Here is a 15,621-nt window from a genome sequence, read left to right on the forward strand (position 1 = left end):
AATTCTCTGTGAATTTATCAATCGCCCGTCCCCGCTCGGGCGCGTGCGCGCAAAATCATTGGAATCCCAACGATCCGAACGGAATCGGTAACGACCACCAGGCAATCGCTTCCCCTCACCTCGCAGGACTGTACGGCGACCCCGTTCGCGGAAGCGACGGAGGCGGCGGCCCCGCAGGGCCGCTCTCCCACGTCCTCCCACGGGGCGGTGGCGGCCTGGCCGGCACCCGACAGGGCCGCCAGGTCCGCGATGGCCTGCAGGCGGATCAGCGCACACCGCGCCGCGCCAGCGCCGCCGACGGTCACCGCGAGCAGGAGGGACAAGACGATCAACCCCAGGCAGTTGACCGTGCCCGATCCCTCCTCGATCCCCCCTTTCCCCGGCGTTACGGTCACCTCGCGCCTCACGGCAGGTCCCCCTCGTCGATCGTGGTGACCGTGCAGCGGGCCACTCCACCAACCCAGCCCGAGACGCCCCGGTAGGGCGCGCTGCCACTGACCGTCACCCACCCGCCGGAGCGCGTAACCGTGTAGGTTCCGGGCGCGTAGGCGGCCGAGGCCGCGGCCTGGGGGTCGTCCGCCCCGATGGACGCTGCCCTGGCCCCCTCGCGTACCGCCTGGCACAGGGACGCACCGGTCAATCCCACCTGGGCTGCGGCGACGATGACCCCGATCACCAGCGTCACGGCGACGAAGCAGACGGCGTGTTCGACGGTGACGTAGCCGGAATCGTCGCGGTTCATCGTGTGTTGAGCGCCTCTCGGATAACGGATTCCAGGGCCGCGCGCACCGTGTCGGATTTGAGGATCACGATGAGCAGCCCCGCGAACCCCGCTGCCGCGATCGTTCCGATCGCATACTCGACGGTGGTGGCGCCCTCCTCGGGGTCGCCCAGCCCACTGGTGTCGTCATCGGTTCGGCGCCAACGCAGGTCCCGCGCCGCGCGGCCGAGGCGTCCCATCGCCGCGATCTGCGCGCGTGCCGCCGCACAGCCGATTCGTTCGATAATCGTCATTGATCTGTCCTTTCGTCGTGCGCGTTCATCAGCGCGCAGGACCAGTGTGCGAGGAACCACGATCTGCGTTCCATCCGAATCCGAGGACCTGTGGATAACGCGCGGGTGCGTGCATCCCCTGTGCACGGCACGCGCCTACGCCTCGATCCCCGCCATCAGGTACGCGAGGAGAGGCGCGATGCCCAGGGCCAGGAAAGCGGGCAGGAAAAAGACGCCGAGGGGGCCGACCAGCCGCACGCTGAGTTCCTCGGCCCGTGTCTGTGCGTCGGCCAGGCGCGTACGGCGCTCCCAGGCTGCGCAGCGCGCGAGCATAATTTCGGGCGCGCTTCCGCAGGTCCACGAAGCCTCAAGCGCGTCATGCAACGGGTGTGCCCACGCCGGAGTATCCTCCCAGGCGTCGGCCCATGTTGTCCCCAGCCGCAGGGAGGCGGCCGTCCATGCCAGGCATTCCTGCGCGCACGCGTCGGCCAGGGCGTCGAGCGCTCGGGGAATCGCCGCTCCGCAGGCCAGGCCGGAGGCAACCAGGTCGCACGCCAGGGCGGGATCCACTCCCGTATCCTCACTGCTCCTGCACCGATCCAGGATACGGCGACACGATGCGATCCCGGCGATCCAGGCCACCACCCCGATCAGGGCGCACACGCTCCCGGCCTTTCCTCCCGTGTAGAACTCCCACGGCGATGCACCGAGCGCGCAGGCCGCCACGATGCCCACGAAAGGCAGGGCGGACAGGACGCGCGCGGACATCAGCGGTCCCGCTGAGGCCACGCGACGCGCCTCCTCTACGGCCTGCGCGTCGTCGATCGCGCCGCCGATCGCGTCAAGGACGCCGGCCAGGGGAGCGCCCAGGACGCGGCTGAATCGACAGGCCACCGCGATCGAGGCGGCGCTGGACCTGGCCGCTACAGCATCCGTGCGGCGCAAACTCGCCGGGAGGAACCCCCACCGCCCAGGCTCGCTGGCCCATTCATCGAGGACGGGAGGGTAGGCGTCGTCGCCGCTGCCCCCACCGCCCACGCCGATTCGCGCCAGCGCGAGCCTCCAGGCTAAGGACACGGGGGCTCCCGCACGCAGTCTGGTTGCGACCTCGGCGACCAGGAGCGACAGTTCTCGCGGCGACGGCGGGCCCTGAACGCGACCGCGGTGTCGCCCGTTGCCGCCGCCAACCAGGCGGCCGACGCCCAGGCGCGGGCAACCCACGCTGGCCGCATCCGGGAGGGACGGCTGGGCCCAGGCGCGTACGATGCGACGCTCGCGCACCCCCCGCGCGATCCTGGCCGCGATTCCTCCCAGGCAGCTCAAGGCGCATGCCGCCAGGACGCAACCGCCGATCAACCACACGGCCCTCTCGATAGCATGCCCCGCCCCGACGCCTCCGACCGTTGCCCATGAGCCCTGCACCCACGCCGCTCCCGCCCACCTCATAGCCCCACCCTTTGTGCCAGGGGCTCCCAGGCCTCGTGTACGCTGACGCGGCCGTCAGCGGTTGCGCTCAGCGCGGGAAGGCACTCGAGGAGCCCGCGCTCGCGGGTCAGCACGCCCACCTCGGCCACCCACCGGCGCCCGCGGGGGTCGCGCCTCATGTGGAGCACCGCGTTGATGGCGCTGGCGGCCTGGGCGGCCACGGCTGACTCGCTCATGCCCGCGAGCGCCCCGAGCGCGGCCAGGCGTGCGGGCACCTCGCGCGTTCCGTTGGCGTGCAGGGTCGCCCAGCCGCCGTCGTGTCCGGTGTTGAGGGCGGTGAGCACGTCGCGTACCTCGGGCCCTCGGCATTCCCCGAGGACGAGGCGGTCGGGACGCATGCGCATGGCCGCGCGCACCAGGTCGGGCAGGGGGATGCCGCCCCGTCCTTCGACGTTCGGCTTGCGTTCGATCAGGTGCACGCAGTGCGGGTGAGCGGGCGCGATCTCGGCGACCTCTTCAATGCACACGACCCTCTCTCCGACAGGAACAAGTGAAAGCGCGGCTCCTAGTAGGGTCGTCTTTCCGCTGCCCGTCGCGCCGGTCACCAAGACGTTGGCGCGCGCCGCGACGAGGCCGCGCACGAGCGGGGAGATCGGTCCGGGCAGCGTGCCGCATCCTTCGAGCTCGGCGATCCCCAGGCGGTGGGCTCCGAGGACCCGCAGCGAGACGAGCGTCCCGGAACCGGAGACGGGAGCCAGGACCGCGTGCAGGCGCACTCCCCCGGGCAGCGTCCCATCAGCGATCGGGCTGGCATCGTCCAGGCGCACCCCGCACGCAGAAGCCATGCGGATCGCCGATTGCCGGGCGTCGTCCTCGTCCCGGATGCCGACGTCGGTACGGACCAGGCCGCCTCCCCGATTCACCCACGCTTGCGTTCCATTAATGAGGACGTCGGTCACTCCGGGGGTGTCCAGGAGCGAGGCCAGAGCCGGGGTCAGCCCCCGCTGGCGCGCTCGCAGGGCGTTCAGCGTCGATGCGGCCTCGGCGGCCCCGCAGCCCGCTCGCGCCGTCGTCGCGACGGCTCGGGCGGGCGGGTCGCCGCGGGCGAGCAGACGCAGCGCGCTACGCACGGGAGGCCTTAAGCTGCCCGGGACCGATCGTGTCCGGCCCCCTCGAACCGTCGGGCGGAGCCTGCGTGGAGGCGAGTGCGCGGCGCAGGGCACGCAGGTCCCGCCCGCTGCGCGTGGGGAGGCTAAGGATCGGCGTGGGCGCGCACTCGCGCAGGCCCGGGCTACGTCTGCGACCCCTGGTCACAAGCGTGAGTGCGGGGCACGGTGGCGGAGACAGCGTGAGGACCGCGGCCATCGCGGCCGCGCCTTCAAGGTCCCCGTGGGTCACCAGGACGGCGACGTCGGCGCCGATGGCCAGGGCGCAGTGCGCCGCCCGCGCGTCCCACCGGCCGACATCCACGAGGAGGGGAGCGTCCAGGGACCGGCAGGCTGCCACCACGCGAGGATCGTCCGCGTGGGCGCCGCCACGTCCATCTCCCACGATGGCGCGCACCCCACCGATCAGCGGCAGTTGATCGCGCAGAGCGGGCAGGTAGGAGTCTTCTAAGGCATCCAAGTCCGCCCAGCGCACCCCCGGGGCCGAGTGATCGCACGCGCGGGCAAATCCGGGCACCGCCCCCGACGCGTCGACGACGACCGGGCCGGAGCCGCTCTCGCTTCCCGGCTCTTTGCCCATCCATCGCGGGCACCTTTTCCACGCTGCCCGCGTGCGCCCCATCGCGTGAGCGAGGAGACGCACGACGCGGGTGACCCCCACTCCCCCGGCGATCCCGGCCAACACCCACACCGCGCCCGGTCGGAGCGCGCGCCGCGATGCCTCGGCGATGAGGGAAACCAGGAGGGCCGTGTCACGCGGACTCACCTGGCCTTCGTCCCCGACTCGAACGCAGGGCAGGCAATCGGGTACCGGGGCCTGCGGAGCGGCCAGGACCAACGAGGCCCTGGCCGGGTCGACGCACACTCGCGCCCCCGCGAGGGTGACGGCGTCGCGGACGCATTCAAGGTCGGGCGAGGTCAGGCCGACGAGGGCGACGGTGCCTCGGCCCGAGGCTGGCTCGGTGTTCATGCGCCCACAGTGCGCCCGGCGGCCCGCCCCAGTCCATCCGTGCGCACTCCCCTGTGGACAACGCCTGCGCGAGATGTCACCCTGTGAACAGCGGGTTCCGACGGAGGACCCTGTGGAACCCTTCCGACGCTGGAGTGATTGCGATGGTACGCGCGGCATTTTTCGACCTGGATAAGACTATTTTGGACACGTCGTCAAACGTGGCGCTCTCCGGACCGTTCATCGAGGCGGGCCTGATGAACCGGCGCACCGCGGTCGCATCCGTCCTGGTCCAGCTGCCCTACCTGCTCGCGGGCGCGGACGAGTCACGCATGGAACAGATGGCGGAGGCGATGGGCAAAATGGGGCGCGGCTGGGACGCGGCGTTCCTGGAGACCACCGTTGAGGATGCGCTCGAGCGGACGATCGAGCCCGTCTGCTACGCACAGGCCCTGCAGCGCATCGAGCGCCACAAGCGCGCGGGCGACGTCGTCGTCATCGCGTCGGCGTCGGTCGAGCAGGTGGTTCGCCCCATCGCCAAGATGCTGGGAGCTGACGAGGTTTTGGCCTCGCAGGCGGCCATCGACGCGGACGGGTGCTTCACGGGAGAGATCGTGCATTTTAACCAGGCGCAGGGAAAAGCGGACGCGTGCGAAGCCCTGGCCCGCGCGCGCGGATGGGACCTGTCCCAGTGCTACGCCTATTCTGATTCCATTTCGGACGCTCCCCTGTTGCGCCTGGTCGGGCACCCCTTCGCGGTCAACCCGGACCGTGCCCTGCGGGAGTTGGCGGAGCGCGAAGGCTGGCCCACCCTGACCTTCATGTCCACGGTTCGGGTGCTGCCACGCCACGTGCCCACGCCCGCGAAGGTCGCGCTGCCCTTCGTGGCGGGCGTCGCCGTGGGGGTACTGGCCTGTGCTCTGCTGCGGCGCCGCGCCCGCCCCTATCCGAGCCTGCCGGCCTGCACGTGCCGGGCAACGTCGCGCCCCACCTGCGCGCCGTAAACGATCCCCGCGCAGTAGTGGGTGATCCACCGGGCCAGGCCGGGCTCGTCGGCGCTGACCCACCCCGCGAGGGAGCGCCCCGCGCGCGAGGGGTCCACCGCGTCGTAGGCGCCCGGCACGCACACGCCCGTCGGGTCGACTCCGCGCGTGACCAGGATCCACCGGGCCAGGCCCGCGCCCACCGCGGACGAGGCCGGGGCAAAGACACGCCGAAAACGAAAGTGAGCGTTTAGGGCGGCCGCGATGGCCAGGGCGGGCGCGTCGCAGCGCGCGTAGGCCAGGGCGGGCGCCAACGCAGCGGGGTCGGTTGGGGATGCCACCGAAGGCGCTTCGACCAGGCCCGCCGCCACCATCGCCGAGCAGACGTCCCTGTGCAGCGCCGCGATGAGGGCAGGCAGGGGCGTGGGGGCGACGCGCGCGAGCGCCGGGGCGCGGACGTTGAGCGCGGGGAAGCGCGACGCGAGGTTCCACTGCGAGCGCCAGATGCCCAGCGCGAGTGTGGAAGCCGGGTCCGATGCGGGCCCTCCCCGGTCGTTCATGGACAGAGCACGCACGTCGTCGACACTGGTGCGCGCACCCTCGATGATGGCCAGGGCGGCGGCCTCACGGATGGAAGCCTCGGCGCGGGCCTCCTCCCATCCGCGGCGCAGGCCCTCGGAGAAGCGCAGGTCCGCGAGAGCGGCGTGCGCCTCGTTCATTGCTGAGGCGACGTCGGCGCGGGCGGCCGCGGCACGCAGAACGTCGGGCGCGGGGTCAACCAGGGCTTCGATACTCACCCCTCTACACTAGGGGTATGACGCTTTTGCAGCATCGAAAGTTCTCCGCGCGCTTGCGCTCGGGGTTGTTCGCGTTCATTTTTGCCCCAATGTCCTTGGTATTCCTGGGTTCGTCCATGGTGGACGTGCAGGCATTGGCTGCCGTGGGACAGCCCCTGTCCTCCGTGGAGGGGCTGATCGGCATGGCGTTGGCGTCGCTGCTGTTGGCGCTGATCGCGCTCAATTGCGAGGAGTCGAGCACGGGCATGGTAGTCACCTTCGCGTGGTCGCTGGCGGTGGGAGCGGCCCAGTTTTTGGGGGTGGCACGCATCCCGCTACTGATGAAGTCGTCGGTGGGGCCCAGCGACATGTACGCCGGGGTCGTCTGGTGTCTGTATCCGGTGTGTTTGTCCCTGATGCTCGGCGCGTGCGCTCTGGCGATCAAGATGGTGCGCACGCGCGCGGGCAAGGAGTCGCGCATTCCTTTGGCGCGAACGCATCGCCGCGCGTTCGGGGCCGCGGTCGCAATCCCATCGGCCATCGCGGTGGGCGTACTGATGATCGCGGCGGCGCCATCGGATTCGACGAACGTGGCGGCGATGGGCCTGGAGGGCATCTTAACGAGCTACACGCTGGCCCCGTGGTTCGCTCTGCCTGCCGGTCTGGCCTTGGCGCTCCTGGTTGTCAGCGCACGCTGGTCGATCACGGGCGCGCAAGCGGCGGCATGGACCATCTTGGTGCTGCCCACCTACGTGATTTTGCCGGTGTGGGCGTCGCTGACAGGCAACGTGATAGTTCCCGGGTCCTCGATCATGACCAGGGTGGCCCTGGCGAGCCCGCCGTTGGCCGCGCTCGGGATGGCCACGGGTTGCGCGTCGTTGGGTGTACTGTGGGCGCGCCTGCGGGCCTCCAAAGTCAGTGATGCGCCGGAGGATTCGATACCGAATGAGGGGCCTGCCGGAAACTAATGCGCGCGAGTAGCCGCAAGGCTCGTAATATGTGGGCAGATACAAGGAGGAAGCATGTCCGAGAACGAGTTTGACGTCCAGCGTGACCGCACCGAGGACGACCGCGACAACCCGGTGCTCACCGGCGAGGAAATCGAGCTGCCGGGCGAGGATTCCGATGCGGCGGCGATCATCGGCGAGTCCAGCGAGCCCATCCACACGGGCGAGATCGAGTCTGTTGCGATCAGCGGGGTGACGGGGCGAGGCCCGGCCGCCGCCCCACTCAAGCCAGCAATCGAGGACAGGATTTCCACCGGCGAGCTTCCCGTCGTCCCCGCTGCCGCTGGCGATGCCGTCGGCGCGTCCTGCACGGACCGGGCCGACTCCGCTTCCTCTGCCGAGGAAAAACGGGCGGACACCGAGGAGGACGCTCCCGCCTCGGATGCTTTAGCGACGGGCGAGAGGGAAGCGGAGACCCCCGCGACTGACGAGGCCGAGGAGCCTACCCCCGCCGCTGCCTCCTTGGATGCTCCTGTGGGGGAACCCGCCGATGACACGCCCGCACAGGATATGTCCGAGCAGGACGCTCCCACCGACGACGCCCCCGCACAGGAAACCTCGCAGGCAAGCGCGTCCGACGATGACACACCAACGCAGACCGCGCCCGAAGAGAGCACACCCGCCGACGACGCATACGCGCAGGCCACGCCCGAAGAGAGTGCACCCACCCGCGACAGCTCCGAGGCAAAAGCGCCAACCGACGAGACGCCCATGCAGACCGCGCCCGAGGAAAACCCTGCCGCGGACCTCCCGACCCTGGACGACGCCCCCGCACAGGAAACCTCGCAGGCAAGCGCGTCCATCGATGACACGCCAACGCAGACCGCTCCCGAAGAGAGCACACCAGCCGACGACGCATACGCGCAGGCCGCGCCCGAAGAGAGTGCACCCACCCGCGACAGCTCCGAGGACAAGGCGCCAACCGACGAGACGCCCACCCAGATCCCGCCCGTCCAAAAGCCCGCCCTCACCTTCCCCACCCCGGACCCCGCGCCCAGTCGCGACACGCCCGAGGACAAGGCGCCAACCGACGACGCACCCACCCAGATCACTCCCCTCCAAAAACCCACCCTCACCTTCCCCACCCCGGCCCCCGCACCCAGTCGCGACACGCCCGAGGACAACGCGCCAACCGACGACGCACCCACCCAGATCACCCCCCTCCAAAAACCCACCCTCACCTTCCCCACCCCGGGCATCGCGCCCACCCAGGCCACCCCCCTCCAAAAACCCGGCCCGGCCTTCCCGACCGGGGATTTTGCGCCGACCACAGACGCAAGCGAGAGCACAGAAGAGCCCGGGGCGAAGGAACCTGCGCGGCCCGACGCTCCCTTCTCGTCGCTGGACACGTCCGCGCGCAGGGAAGCCTCGCCCAGTGCCACCCGTGATCAGGAACCGGCACCGAAGCGCCCACCCATCATGACGCCCGCGCAGGCCGCTGCTGTCCTGGGCCTGAACCTGGACGCCGTGCGCGACGTTTCCACACCTAACGCACCGGTGTCGAAGATCCGGGAGGTCGGCGGCGCCGTCGGCGCTGCCGAGGAGGAAACCCGCGGCGTGACGGGCGGTGCCGCCGAACCCACCACTGACCAGGCCACCCCCTACTCGCTGCCGTCGCGTCGGACGATGATTTTCGGCGACGAGGAGCCTTTAACGCCCTCGACTCCGGCTTCCAGCTACGCCGCGAAAGAGGCGCCCACCGCCCCCGTGCGCACCGCTGCCCCCGCGCCCGTGACGGAGCCGGAAGCGACGGTCGAACCCCCCAGGCAGACGGAACCTTCTTTCGCGGAAGCCACGACCCAGCTGCCCGCGCAGGCGCCGCAGGCCTTGTATTCCTTCGAGGATCAGGATGCAGCCGAGACCACTCGGCCGCGACGCCGTTCCCTGCTGAGCGCCGACGAGGGGCGCGACGCCGAGACGCTGGCCGCGATCGCATCCTCCGCCGGACGCGATCGGTCGGATAGGTCCGGCGAGTCGCATCGACTGGACGATGAGCTCTTCTCTGCCGCACCCCAGCTGACGGAGATGCCGTCGCGGACGGGCGCCCACTGGGTGTCGCTGGTGGGATTCCTGGTCTTCACGCCCCTGGCGTGGTATCTGGCGGCCGACGCGGGAGCCCGTATGACGCTGGCCGATTCCGCACCCATGTTCACGGGCGTCGCCTCGATCCAGGCACTGGGCGAGCTCCTGGGCGCAGTCGTCATCGCCGCAATCCTGTTCGTGTTGGCGCGCCGTTCGTCGCTGGGCGCGTGGATCATGGGCGCGGTTGCGCTCCTCGTGGGGCTTCCGTGGGTCCTGGCCCCGGGCTTCACAGCCTCGGCGCTGCTCTCCGCGCTGACCTCTCTGCGTGATACGGGGCCTCTGGGCGCCAACCTGATGCACCACCTGCAGGCCTCCGGATACTCGGGCCGCTTCGTCGTGCTGGGCGCGGTCCTCATGGGCATCGCCTACGTCTCTCATTCGGCGCGCCGCACCGGCCGCTCCGAGGAGGCGCTGCGTACCTCCCTTGAGGTGAGCAACCCCACGGGTGCCTTCTATTCCAAGCGCGCCCGCAAGCGTGCCGCCAAGGACGCGGGCCTGAAGTGACGCCCCTGATTCCCGCCAGCGCGATCGAGCGTGAGGGTCCGTGGACCCACCGGCACGTGAGCGCTGGCGGCGCCGCATTCCACGTCGCCGACATGGGCGAGGACATGGGCCATGCGCTGGTTCTGCTCCACGGATTCCCCGAACACTGGTGGGCGTGGCGCGACGTTCTCCCCTCCCTGGCAAAGCAAGCGCCCCGCGTCATCGCTCTCGATTTGCGAGGCTTCGGCACCTCCGACCTGACGCGCGGAGACTGCGACCTGGTGCAGATGGCCGGCGACGTGGTCGGAGTCGTCCGAGCGCTGGGCATCGGCTCTTTTTCCGTGGCAGGCATGGGCATCGGAGGCGCCGTCACGTGGATGATTGGGGCGCTTGCTCCCCTGGAACTGCGCTCGATCGCGGTCCTGTCCGCTCCTCACCCGCTCGGAGTCCGCCCCGTGATCGGGCGCGTTCCTTGGGCCAGTGGCTGCGTCTTGCACGGGAGGCTCGCCCTGCCCACGGGCAGGGAACGCGCGCTGCACACCGGATCGCTGGTGACCAGCGTGTACCGGGCGTGGGCGTCCCCGGCGAACGTTGACGCGCTGGTGTCGCAGTCGGGTCCGTACCGCGCGGCGCTGCGGCGCCCCTTCGCCGCCCACACCGGCCTGCGCGGCCTGCGCGCCGCCCGGACGCTCTCGCGAGGGGTCCGGCATGCTTTGTCGGAACCGGTGCGAGTTCCCGTTCTGTCGCTTGTCGGTCGCGATGACGGCGCCTGGTCCCCGCTGGATCACGCCGCTAACGCCCGGTTTGTCGATGCTTCTCTCACGCAGATTGTTATTCGCGAGGCAGGCCATTTCCTGCCCGAAGAGGCACCCCGGGCGGTCACGTCGGCCCTGTCAGAACACATCGGAACGTACGCCTGACAGCCCATTTTTCATTAGACAGCTCACACAACTCGCCGAATATAACCCGTTTCACCTGATAAATAGGGCATAATGATGTGATACGCGGTACCTCCTAGTGAGCGGTGTAACGCATGGGACTCGCCGCGCAGTCCAAATCGAACGCCCGAGCAATCGGGCACGAGCGGAAGGAGCTCCGCACCATGATCGGTGACGGTAACTTCATCAGCCAGGTGCCGCTGTTCGGTGGCCTTGATGATGCACAGCAGGTGTCCCTCCAGCAGAAAATGGGTCACACGACTCTGCGCCGTGGAGAGACCCTCTTCGACGAAGGCGACCTCGGCGATCGCCTCTACATCGTGACCGAGGGCAAAGTCAAGCTCGGTCACACCTCCGGCGACGGCCGCGAGTCCCTGCTCGCCGTCCTGGGTCCCGGAGAGATCATTGGTGAACTCACACTCTTTGATCCGGGTCCGCGTTCAACCACCGCGACCGCCGTTTCCCCAGCGTCGCTCCTCTACCTGGAGCACGAGGACCTCATGCACGTGCTGGACACGAACCCGACGCTGGCCAAACACATGCTGCGTGCCCTCGCACAGCGCCTGCGCCGCACCAACGAGTCCCTCTCGGATCTCGTGTTCTCTGACGTTCCCGGCCGCGTCGCCAAGGCCCTCCTGGATCTGGCTGACCGTTTCGGCACGGCGACCGACAAGGGCGTGCACGTCCCCCACGACCTCACGCAGGAAGAGCTGGCTCAGCTGGTCGGCGCCTCCCGTGAGACCGTCAACAAGTCTCTGGCCGACTTCGTTTCGCGAGGCTGGATCCGCCTCGAGGGTCGCGCCGTGACGCTCCTTGATGTCGATCGCCTCGCGCGCCGCGCGCGCTGACCTCAGCTGACGCGGGCTGGGTCCAGTACACGATGACCGGACCCAGCCCGCCGTTTACTCTTATTGAGACAGCCGCGTTGCACCCACGGCGCAGCGCGCAGGCGCAACCGCGGCGTCCGGTTCCTTGCGTGGGCGCAGCGCCCCCTGCGCACCGCACACCCGTGCGCGGGGCGTCAGTTCTGAATCGGAGCGGATTCTTGGATCGGGCGCTTGAGGTAGGCGACCAGGTTATCGGAGCCCGTGGGACCCGGGATCACCTGAACAAGCTCCCACCCGTCAGCACCCCACTGGTCGAGGATTGCCTTCGTCGCGTGCGTGAGCAGCGGAATCGTGGAATATTCCCATTTGGTCATGGTGCCATCCTACCCGCCATCTGAGGTCGCACGTAAGACAGAACCTTCGGAACGTGGGGACTGCGCAGTTCGCGCGCCAGAGGATCGTCGGAGGTGCGCAGCCACTCCAGCCAGTTTTCCGCGTGCGGATAGTGGCGCAGTATCGCCCGGCGTTCCCTCTCCGTCAGGCCGCCCCACACGCCGTAGTTCGCCTCGGACTCGAGGGCGTCCGCCAGGCATTCGAGGCGAACCTCGCACTCGTAGCAGCGCATACGGACCTGACGCTGCGATGCGCCCTGCACAAATAGCACGTCCGGTTCAATGGACGCGCAGAGCGCGCGCGCGACCCAGCTCTGGTCATCGCTGTGCGTTGACATCGCGGAACTCCACTTCACTCAACTCCGAGTTCTACATGTGACCATACACACATGACATTGCGGGTGCAAGCGGTGCCACAAGCGATTATGGCGCTGCAGGTGACCGATCAGGCAGTTTTCGCGCCTTATCAAACGCCACATGAGCGAACCTACACGTAAGCTAGGAGTATGTCGCACTCTCACCATCGCGCTGTCAGACCGACCCAGCTGCTCGCACTGCTGCTGGCATTCCTCAGTGTTTCCGCGCTTATGGGCGTCGTCGGGGCCGGCATGCTCGTTCCCGTCGCTGGTCCCACCGCGCTGGCCGCGAAGTCGGTTCCCTCCGTCTTCAACGAGCTGCCCGGCGACCTGCAGACGGTCGCCCCCGCCGAGGAATCGCAGCTACTCGATTCATCGGGCGGCGTGATCGCGCACTTCTACGACAAGCAGCGCATCGTGGTCCCCAGCGCGAACATTGCTGACGTCATGAAGAAGGCAATCGTCGCGATTGAGGACAAGCGCTTTTACGAGCACAACGGCGTGGACGCCACAGGCATCGCACGCGCGCTGGTCACTAACCTGGGCGAGACCGGCCACCAGGGCGCATCCACAATCACCCAGCAGTACGTGCGTAACTCGCTGGCCGAGCGCGGCTACCTTGAGGGCGACGCAGACCAGGTGAGTGCGGCGACCGAGCAGACAACCGAGCGTAAGCTCCGCGAGGTCAAGTACGCGCTGGCACTCGAGAAGACGCTGTCCAAGGAAGAGATCCTCACCGGCTACCTCAATATCGCTTCCTTCGGCCCCATCACCTACGGGGTGGAGGCGGCGTCTCAACGCTATTTCTCTAAGTCGGCGTCCGAGTTGAACTACCTGGAAGCCGCGCTGCTGTCCGGCCTGGTGCAGTCCCCCGTCCAGTACGATCCCCTCACCCACCCGGACTCCGCTCAGAACCGCCGCGACACGGTCCTGGCGACGATGCTCGATCAGGGCGTCGTCACGCAGGAGGAATACGACAGCGGCATCAAGACGACGGTCGATTCCATGCTGAACCCGACGGTTTCTCCTGAGGGCTGCTCGGGCGCCGAGTCCTCCAAGGCGTACTTCTGTGACTTCGTTCTGGCGCAGTTCCTGGACGATCCGACGTTCGGCGAGACCCGCATTGAGCGCGAGCGCATGCTGAAGACCCAGGGCATCACGATCCGCACCACGATGGACTCCTCCAAACAGGCTGCCGCCTACACGTCGCTGACGAACACAATTCCCGTGGGCGACCCCTCCGGCCTGAACGACGCCCTCGTCTCCCTGGACCCGCGCTCGGGGCGGGTGCTGTCAATGGCGCAGAACACGACGTACGGCATCGAGAGTGGACAAACCATGTCGAACTACTCTGCCGACGGCAGCTTCCAGGTCGGCTCGACCTTCAAGGTGTTCACCCTGCTCCAGTGGTTCAAGGAGGGTCACTCCGCATACGAGACGGTCGGCTCTTCGAACACCTACTACCCCAACGGCGCCTTCAAGTGCGGTGGCCGGTCCATCATCACCGAGGGCTACAAGGTGAACGACCTTGCGGGCAAGACCGGCACCATGAACGTCGTTCGCGCGACCGGCCAGTCCGTCAACCAAGCCTTCGTCAACATGGCGTCACGCGTGGACTTCTGTTCGATCTTCGACACGGCCTACAACATGGGCATCACCGAGGACGGCGAGGTGCCGTCGCCGTTCCCCGCGAACGTCCTCGGCTCCGTGTCCGCCTCTCCCCTGCAGATGGCGTCCGTTTTCGCGGCGATTGCCAACTCCGGCCAGCAGTGCAAGCCCCAGTCCATCGAGTCCGTGACCGACCGTAACGAGAACGTGCTCAAGGAGTTTTCGGCCGACTGCAAGGAGGTCATCCCCGCCGACGTCGCCAACAAGACTGCGGCCCTGCTGACCGCGTCGGCCGGACGCTACTACACGTCCACGCGCCTGAGTGAGGGGCGCCCCTTCGCCGCAAAGTCGGGCACCACCGACGGCCACGCCAACACGTGGCTGACGGGTTTCACCCCGTCGCTCGTGACCGCCGCGTGGGTGGGTCACGGCGCGAACTCCTCGCAGGAAGTCAGCGGCGTCACCATCAACGGCACCTACTACGGCGACATCTACGGTGAAACCTTCGTCGGCCAAAACATTTGGGGCCCCTACATGTCGCAGGTATTGGCGGGCACCCCCGTCGAGTCAGTGTCCAACGCGAATATCGGCTCGGCCCCGCGAGGATCGACGCCGAACCCGGGCTCTCACGGTCATGGCAACTGACGTCAGCGCCGCGCTGCAGGGGGAAGCCGCCTCGTCAATGAGACGAGGCCTCCGCATCCTGCGCGCCGCGGGCGCGGTTGTCGCAGGGGTGGGCCTGGCCGGCCTCGCCGCGGGAGGCGCCGCGCTGGCCTGGGGGTCGGTTGAGCGGACCATGCCCGTCCTACGCCGTTACGACGTGCCCGTCCAGGCGGATATCCCAGAGGTCAGGATCCTCCAGATTGCCGACCTGCACCTGTTCGCCGGGCAGGACTTCCTGTTGCGCTTCCTGTCTGGCGTGGCATCGTCCGAACGCTTCGACATGGTCATCTCCACGGGAGATAACTTTGGCTCCACGGACGCGCTCGAAATGGTGATGGAGGCGTATCGTCCCTTCCTGGCCTACCCGGGCGCGTTCGTGCTCGGGTCCAACGACTATTACTCGCCGATTTCCAAGCGTTGGAGCCTCTACCTGAGCCGATCCAAGCCGCACCCTTCCCGCGTCGTTCCCGACCTGCCCTACCTGCCGATGGTGCGCCAGATGCGCGAAGCCGGCTGGATCGACCTGTCCAACATGTCCGGGACATTGTCGGTACCGACCGGCACGGTGTCGCTGCTCGGCACCGACGACGCGCACATCCACCGTGACCGCATCCCTGCCCCCGCCTCGTCGTGGAACGCTCCCGGCGCGCTGCACCTGGGCGTGACCCACGCGCCGTACACGCGCGTGGTTTCCGGGCTCACGTCAGCGGGTTCCGATCTGATCCTGGCGGGGCACACGCACGGCGGCCAGATCGGCATCCCCGGTTTCGGGGCAATCATCACGAACTGCGACATTTCGCGCGCCTACGCCAAGGGGCTCAGGCGCTGGGAAGCGCCCGATGGCTCATCCTCGTGGCTGCACGTGTCGGCCGGCCTGGGGACCTCTCCCTACGCAAAGATCCGCATTGCCACGCGGCCCGAGGCCTCCCTCATCCACGTCCACTCCGCGTAGGCCCCCGGCGTGCGCCCGCCC

The 15,621-nt window shown here is 68.6% G+C and carries 16 protein-coding genes; 7 read left to right on the plus strand and 9 right to left on the minus strand.

What is annotated here, in order from left to right; genetic code table 11:
• Positions 1-17 precede the first annotated feature (17 nt).
• From BLT68_RS06930 to BLT68_RS06955, 6 genes are all read right to left on the minus strand, one after another.
• The gene (locus tag BLT68_RS06930) at positions 18-407 is read right to left on the minus strand and encodes an Rv3654c family TadE-like protein (RefSeq protein WP_232618717.1); all 390 of its coding nucleotides are present in this window, start codon (positions 405-407) and stop codon (positions 18-20) included.
• The gene (locus BLT68_RS06935; RefSeq protein WP_074633394.1) at positions 404-742 is read right to left on the minus strand and encodes a TadE/TadG family type IV pilus assembly protein; all 339 of its coding nucleotides are present in this window, start codon (positions 740-742) and stop codon (positions 404-406) included. Before BLT68_RS06935 ends, BLT68_RS06930 begins: the two co-directional genes overlap by 4 nt.
• Positions 739-1,014 (minus strand): DUF4244 domain-containing protein, encoded by a 276-nt coding sequence (locus BLT68_RS06940; RefSeq protein ID WP_074633396.1) that lies wholly within the window; start codon positions 1,012-1,014, stop codon positions 739-741. Before BLT68_RS06940 ends, BLT68_RS06935 begins: the two co-directional genes overlap by 4 nt.
• 135 nt (positions 1,015-1,149) lie before the next feature.
• On the minus strand, positions 1,150-2,439 hold the full coding sequence (locus BLT68_RS06945; protein ID WP_074633398.1) for a type II secretion system F family protein: 1,290 nt from the start codon (positions 2,437-2,439) through the stop codon (positions 1,150-1,152).
• Entirely contained in the window at positions 2,436-3,548 is a 1,113-nt protein-coding gene (locus tag BLT68_RS06950) for a TadA family conjugal transfer-associated ATPase (RefSeq protein ID WP_074633399.1), read from the minus strand. The genes BLT68_RS06945 and BLT68_RS06950 overlap by 4 nt, the downstream gene beginning before the upstream one ends.
• Positions 3,541-4,554, minus strand: coding sequence for a hypothetical protein (locus BLT68_RS06955; protein ID WP_074633401.1), 1,014 nt, complete (start codon positions 4,552-4,554; stop codon positions 3,541-3,543). The genes BLT68_RS06950 and BLT68_RS06955 overlap by 8 nt, the downstream gene beginning before the upstream one ends.
• Before the next feature lie 143 nt (positions 4,555-4,697).
• Here BLT68_RS06955 and BLT68_RS06960 point away from each other — a divergent pair, with 143 nt between their 5' ends.
• Positions 4,698-5,537, plus strand: coding sequence for an HAD family hydrolase (locus BLT68_RS06960; RefSeq protein WP_070778599.1), 840 nt, complete (start codon positions 4,698-4,700; stop codon positions 5,535-5,537).
• Here BLT68_RS06960 and BLT68_RS06965 read toward each other — a convergent pair.
• Entirely contained in the window at positions 5,477-6,313 is an 837-nt protein-coding gene (locus BLT68_RS06965; protein ID WP_074633402.1) for a Fic family protein, read from the minus strand. The two genes, BLT68_RS06960 and BLT68_RS06965, sit on opposite strands and share 61 nt — an antisense overlap.
• 17 nt (positions 6,314-6,330) lie before the next feature.
• Between BLT68_RS06965 and BLT68_RS06970 the strand changes: the two genes are divergently transcribed.
• The 4 genes from BLT68_RS06970 (at position 6,331) to BLT68_RS06985 (ending at position 11,650) form a co-directional block, all read left to right on the plus strand.
• On the plus strand, positions 6,331-7,260 hold the full coding sequence (locus BLT68_RS06970) for a hypothetical protein (RefSeq protein ID WP_050695605.1): 930 nt from the start codon (positions 6,331-6,333) through the stop codon (positions 7,258-7,260).
• Between the two features lie 54 nt (positions 7,261-7,314).
• Entirely contained in the window at positions 7,315-9,885 is a 2,571-nt protein-coding gene (locus BLT68_RS06975) for an MFS transporter (RefSeq protein WP_074633404.1), read from the plus strand.
• Positions 9,882-10,784: an alpha/beta fold hydrolase gene (locus tag BLT68_RS06980; protein WP_074633405.1), complete on the plus strand. Its 903-nt coding sequence runs from the start codon at positions 9,882-9,884 to the stop codon at positions 10,782-10,784. Before BLT68_RS06975 ends, BLT68_RS06980 begins: the two co-directional genes overlap by 4 nt.
• A gap of 182 nt (positions 10,785-10,966) precedes the next feature.
• Complete coding sequence (locus tag BLT68_RS06985) at positions 10,967-11,650, plus strand: Crp/Fnr family transcriptional regulator (RefSeq protein ID WP_050695877.1); 684 nt, start codon at positions 10,967-10,969, stop codon at positions 11,648-11,650.
• 173 nt (positions 11,651-11,823) lie between these two features.
• Here BLT68_RS06985 and sp36 read toward each other — a convergent pair whose 3' ends face one another.
• Positions 11,824-12,003 carry a Sp36 family protein gene (gene sp36 / locus BLT68_RS06990; RefSeq protein ID WP_074633407.1) on the minus strand — a complete coding sequence of 60 codons (180 nt, stop codon included), beginning with the start codon at positions 12,001-12,003 and terminating at the stop codon, positions 11,824-11,826.
• Complete coding sequence (locus BLT68_RS06995) at positions 12,000-12,359, minus strand: WhiB family transcriptional regulator (RefSeq protein ID WP_050695601.1); 360 nt, start codon at positions 12,357-12,359, stop codon at positions 12,000-12,002. Before BLT68_RS06995 ends, sp36 begins: the two co-directional genes overlap by 4 nt.
• A 168-nt stretch (positions 12,360-12,527) precedes the next feature.
• On the opposite strand from BLT68_RS06995, the gene BLT68_RS07000 reads away from it, so the two are divergent.
• Together BLT68_RS07000 and BLT68_RS07005 are read left to right on the plus strand one after the other, a co-directional pair.
• Entirely contained in the window at positions 12,528-14,630 is a 2,103-nt protein-coding gene (locus tag BLT68_RS07000) for a transglycosylase domain-containing protein (protein WP_050695600.1), read from the plus strand.
• Positions 14,620-15,600, plus strand: a complete 981-nt coding sequence (locus tag BLT68_RS07005; RefSeq protein ID WP_070778604.1) for a metallophosphoesterase — start codon at positions 14,620-14,622, stop codon at positions 15,598-15,600. Before BLT68_RS07000 ends, BLT68_RS07005 begins: the two co-directional genes overlap by 11 nt.
• The last annotated feature ends 21 nt before the right edge of the window (positions 15,601-15,621 follow it).

Origin of the sequence: Schaalia meyeri (assembly GCF_900105015.1) — a bacterium.
Classification (GTDB): Bacteria; Actinomycetota; Actinomycetes; order Actinomycetales; family Actinomycetaceae; genus Pauljensenia; species Pauljensenia meyeri.

Bases quoted from the DNA above. Each gene is read 5' to 3' on its own strand.
- BLT68_RS06935 (WP_074633394.1), bottom strand. From the start codon at position 742: ATGAACCGCGACGATTCCGGCTACGTCACCGTCGAACACGCCGTCTGC.
- BLT68_RS06940 (WP_074633396.1), bottom strand. From the start codon at position 1,014: ATGACGATTATCGAACGAATCGGCTGTGCGGCGGCACGCGCGCAGATC.
- BLT68_RS06945 (WP_074633398.1), bottom strand. From the start codon at position 2,439: ATGAGGTGGGCGGGAGCGGCGTGGGTGCAGGGCTCATGGGCAACGGTC.
- BLT68_RS06955 (WP_074633401.1), bottom strand. From the start codon at position 4,554: ATGAACACCGAGCCAGCCTCGGGCCGAGGCACCGTCGCCCTCGTCGGC.
- BLT68_RS06960 (WP_070778599.1), top strand. From the start codon at position 4,698: ATGGTACGCGCGGCATTTTTCGACCTGGATAAGACTATTTTGGACACG.
- BLT68_RS06970 (WP_050695605.1), top strand. From the start codon at position 6,331: ATGACGCTTTTGCAGCATCGAAAGTTCTCCGCGCGCTTGCGCTCGGGG.
- BLT68_RS06975 (WP_074633404.1), top strand. From the start codon at position 7,315: ATGTCCGAGAACGAGTTTGACGTCCAGCGTGACCGCACCGAGGACGAC.
- BLT68_RS06985 (WP_050695877.1), top strand. From the start codon at position 10,967: ATGATCGGTGACGGTAACTTCATCAGCCAGGTGCCGCTGTTCGGTGGC.
- sp36 (WP_074633407.1), bottom strand. From the start codon at position 12,003: ATGACCAAATGGGAATATTCCACGATTCCGCTGCTCACGCACGCGACG.
- BLT68_RS06995 (WP_050695601.1), bottom strand. From the start codon at position 12,359: ATGTCAACGCACAGCGATGACCAGAGCTGGGTCGCGCGCGCGCTCTGC.
- BLT68_RS07000 (WP_050695600.1), top strand. From the start codon at position 12,528: ATGTCGCACTCTCACCATCGCGCTGTCAGACCGACCCAGCTGCTCGCA.
- BLT68_RS07005 (WP_070778604.1), top strand. From the start codon at position 14,620: ATGGCAACTGACGTCAGCGCCGCGCTGCAGGGGGAAGCCGCCTCGTCA.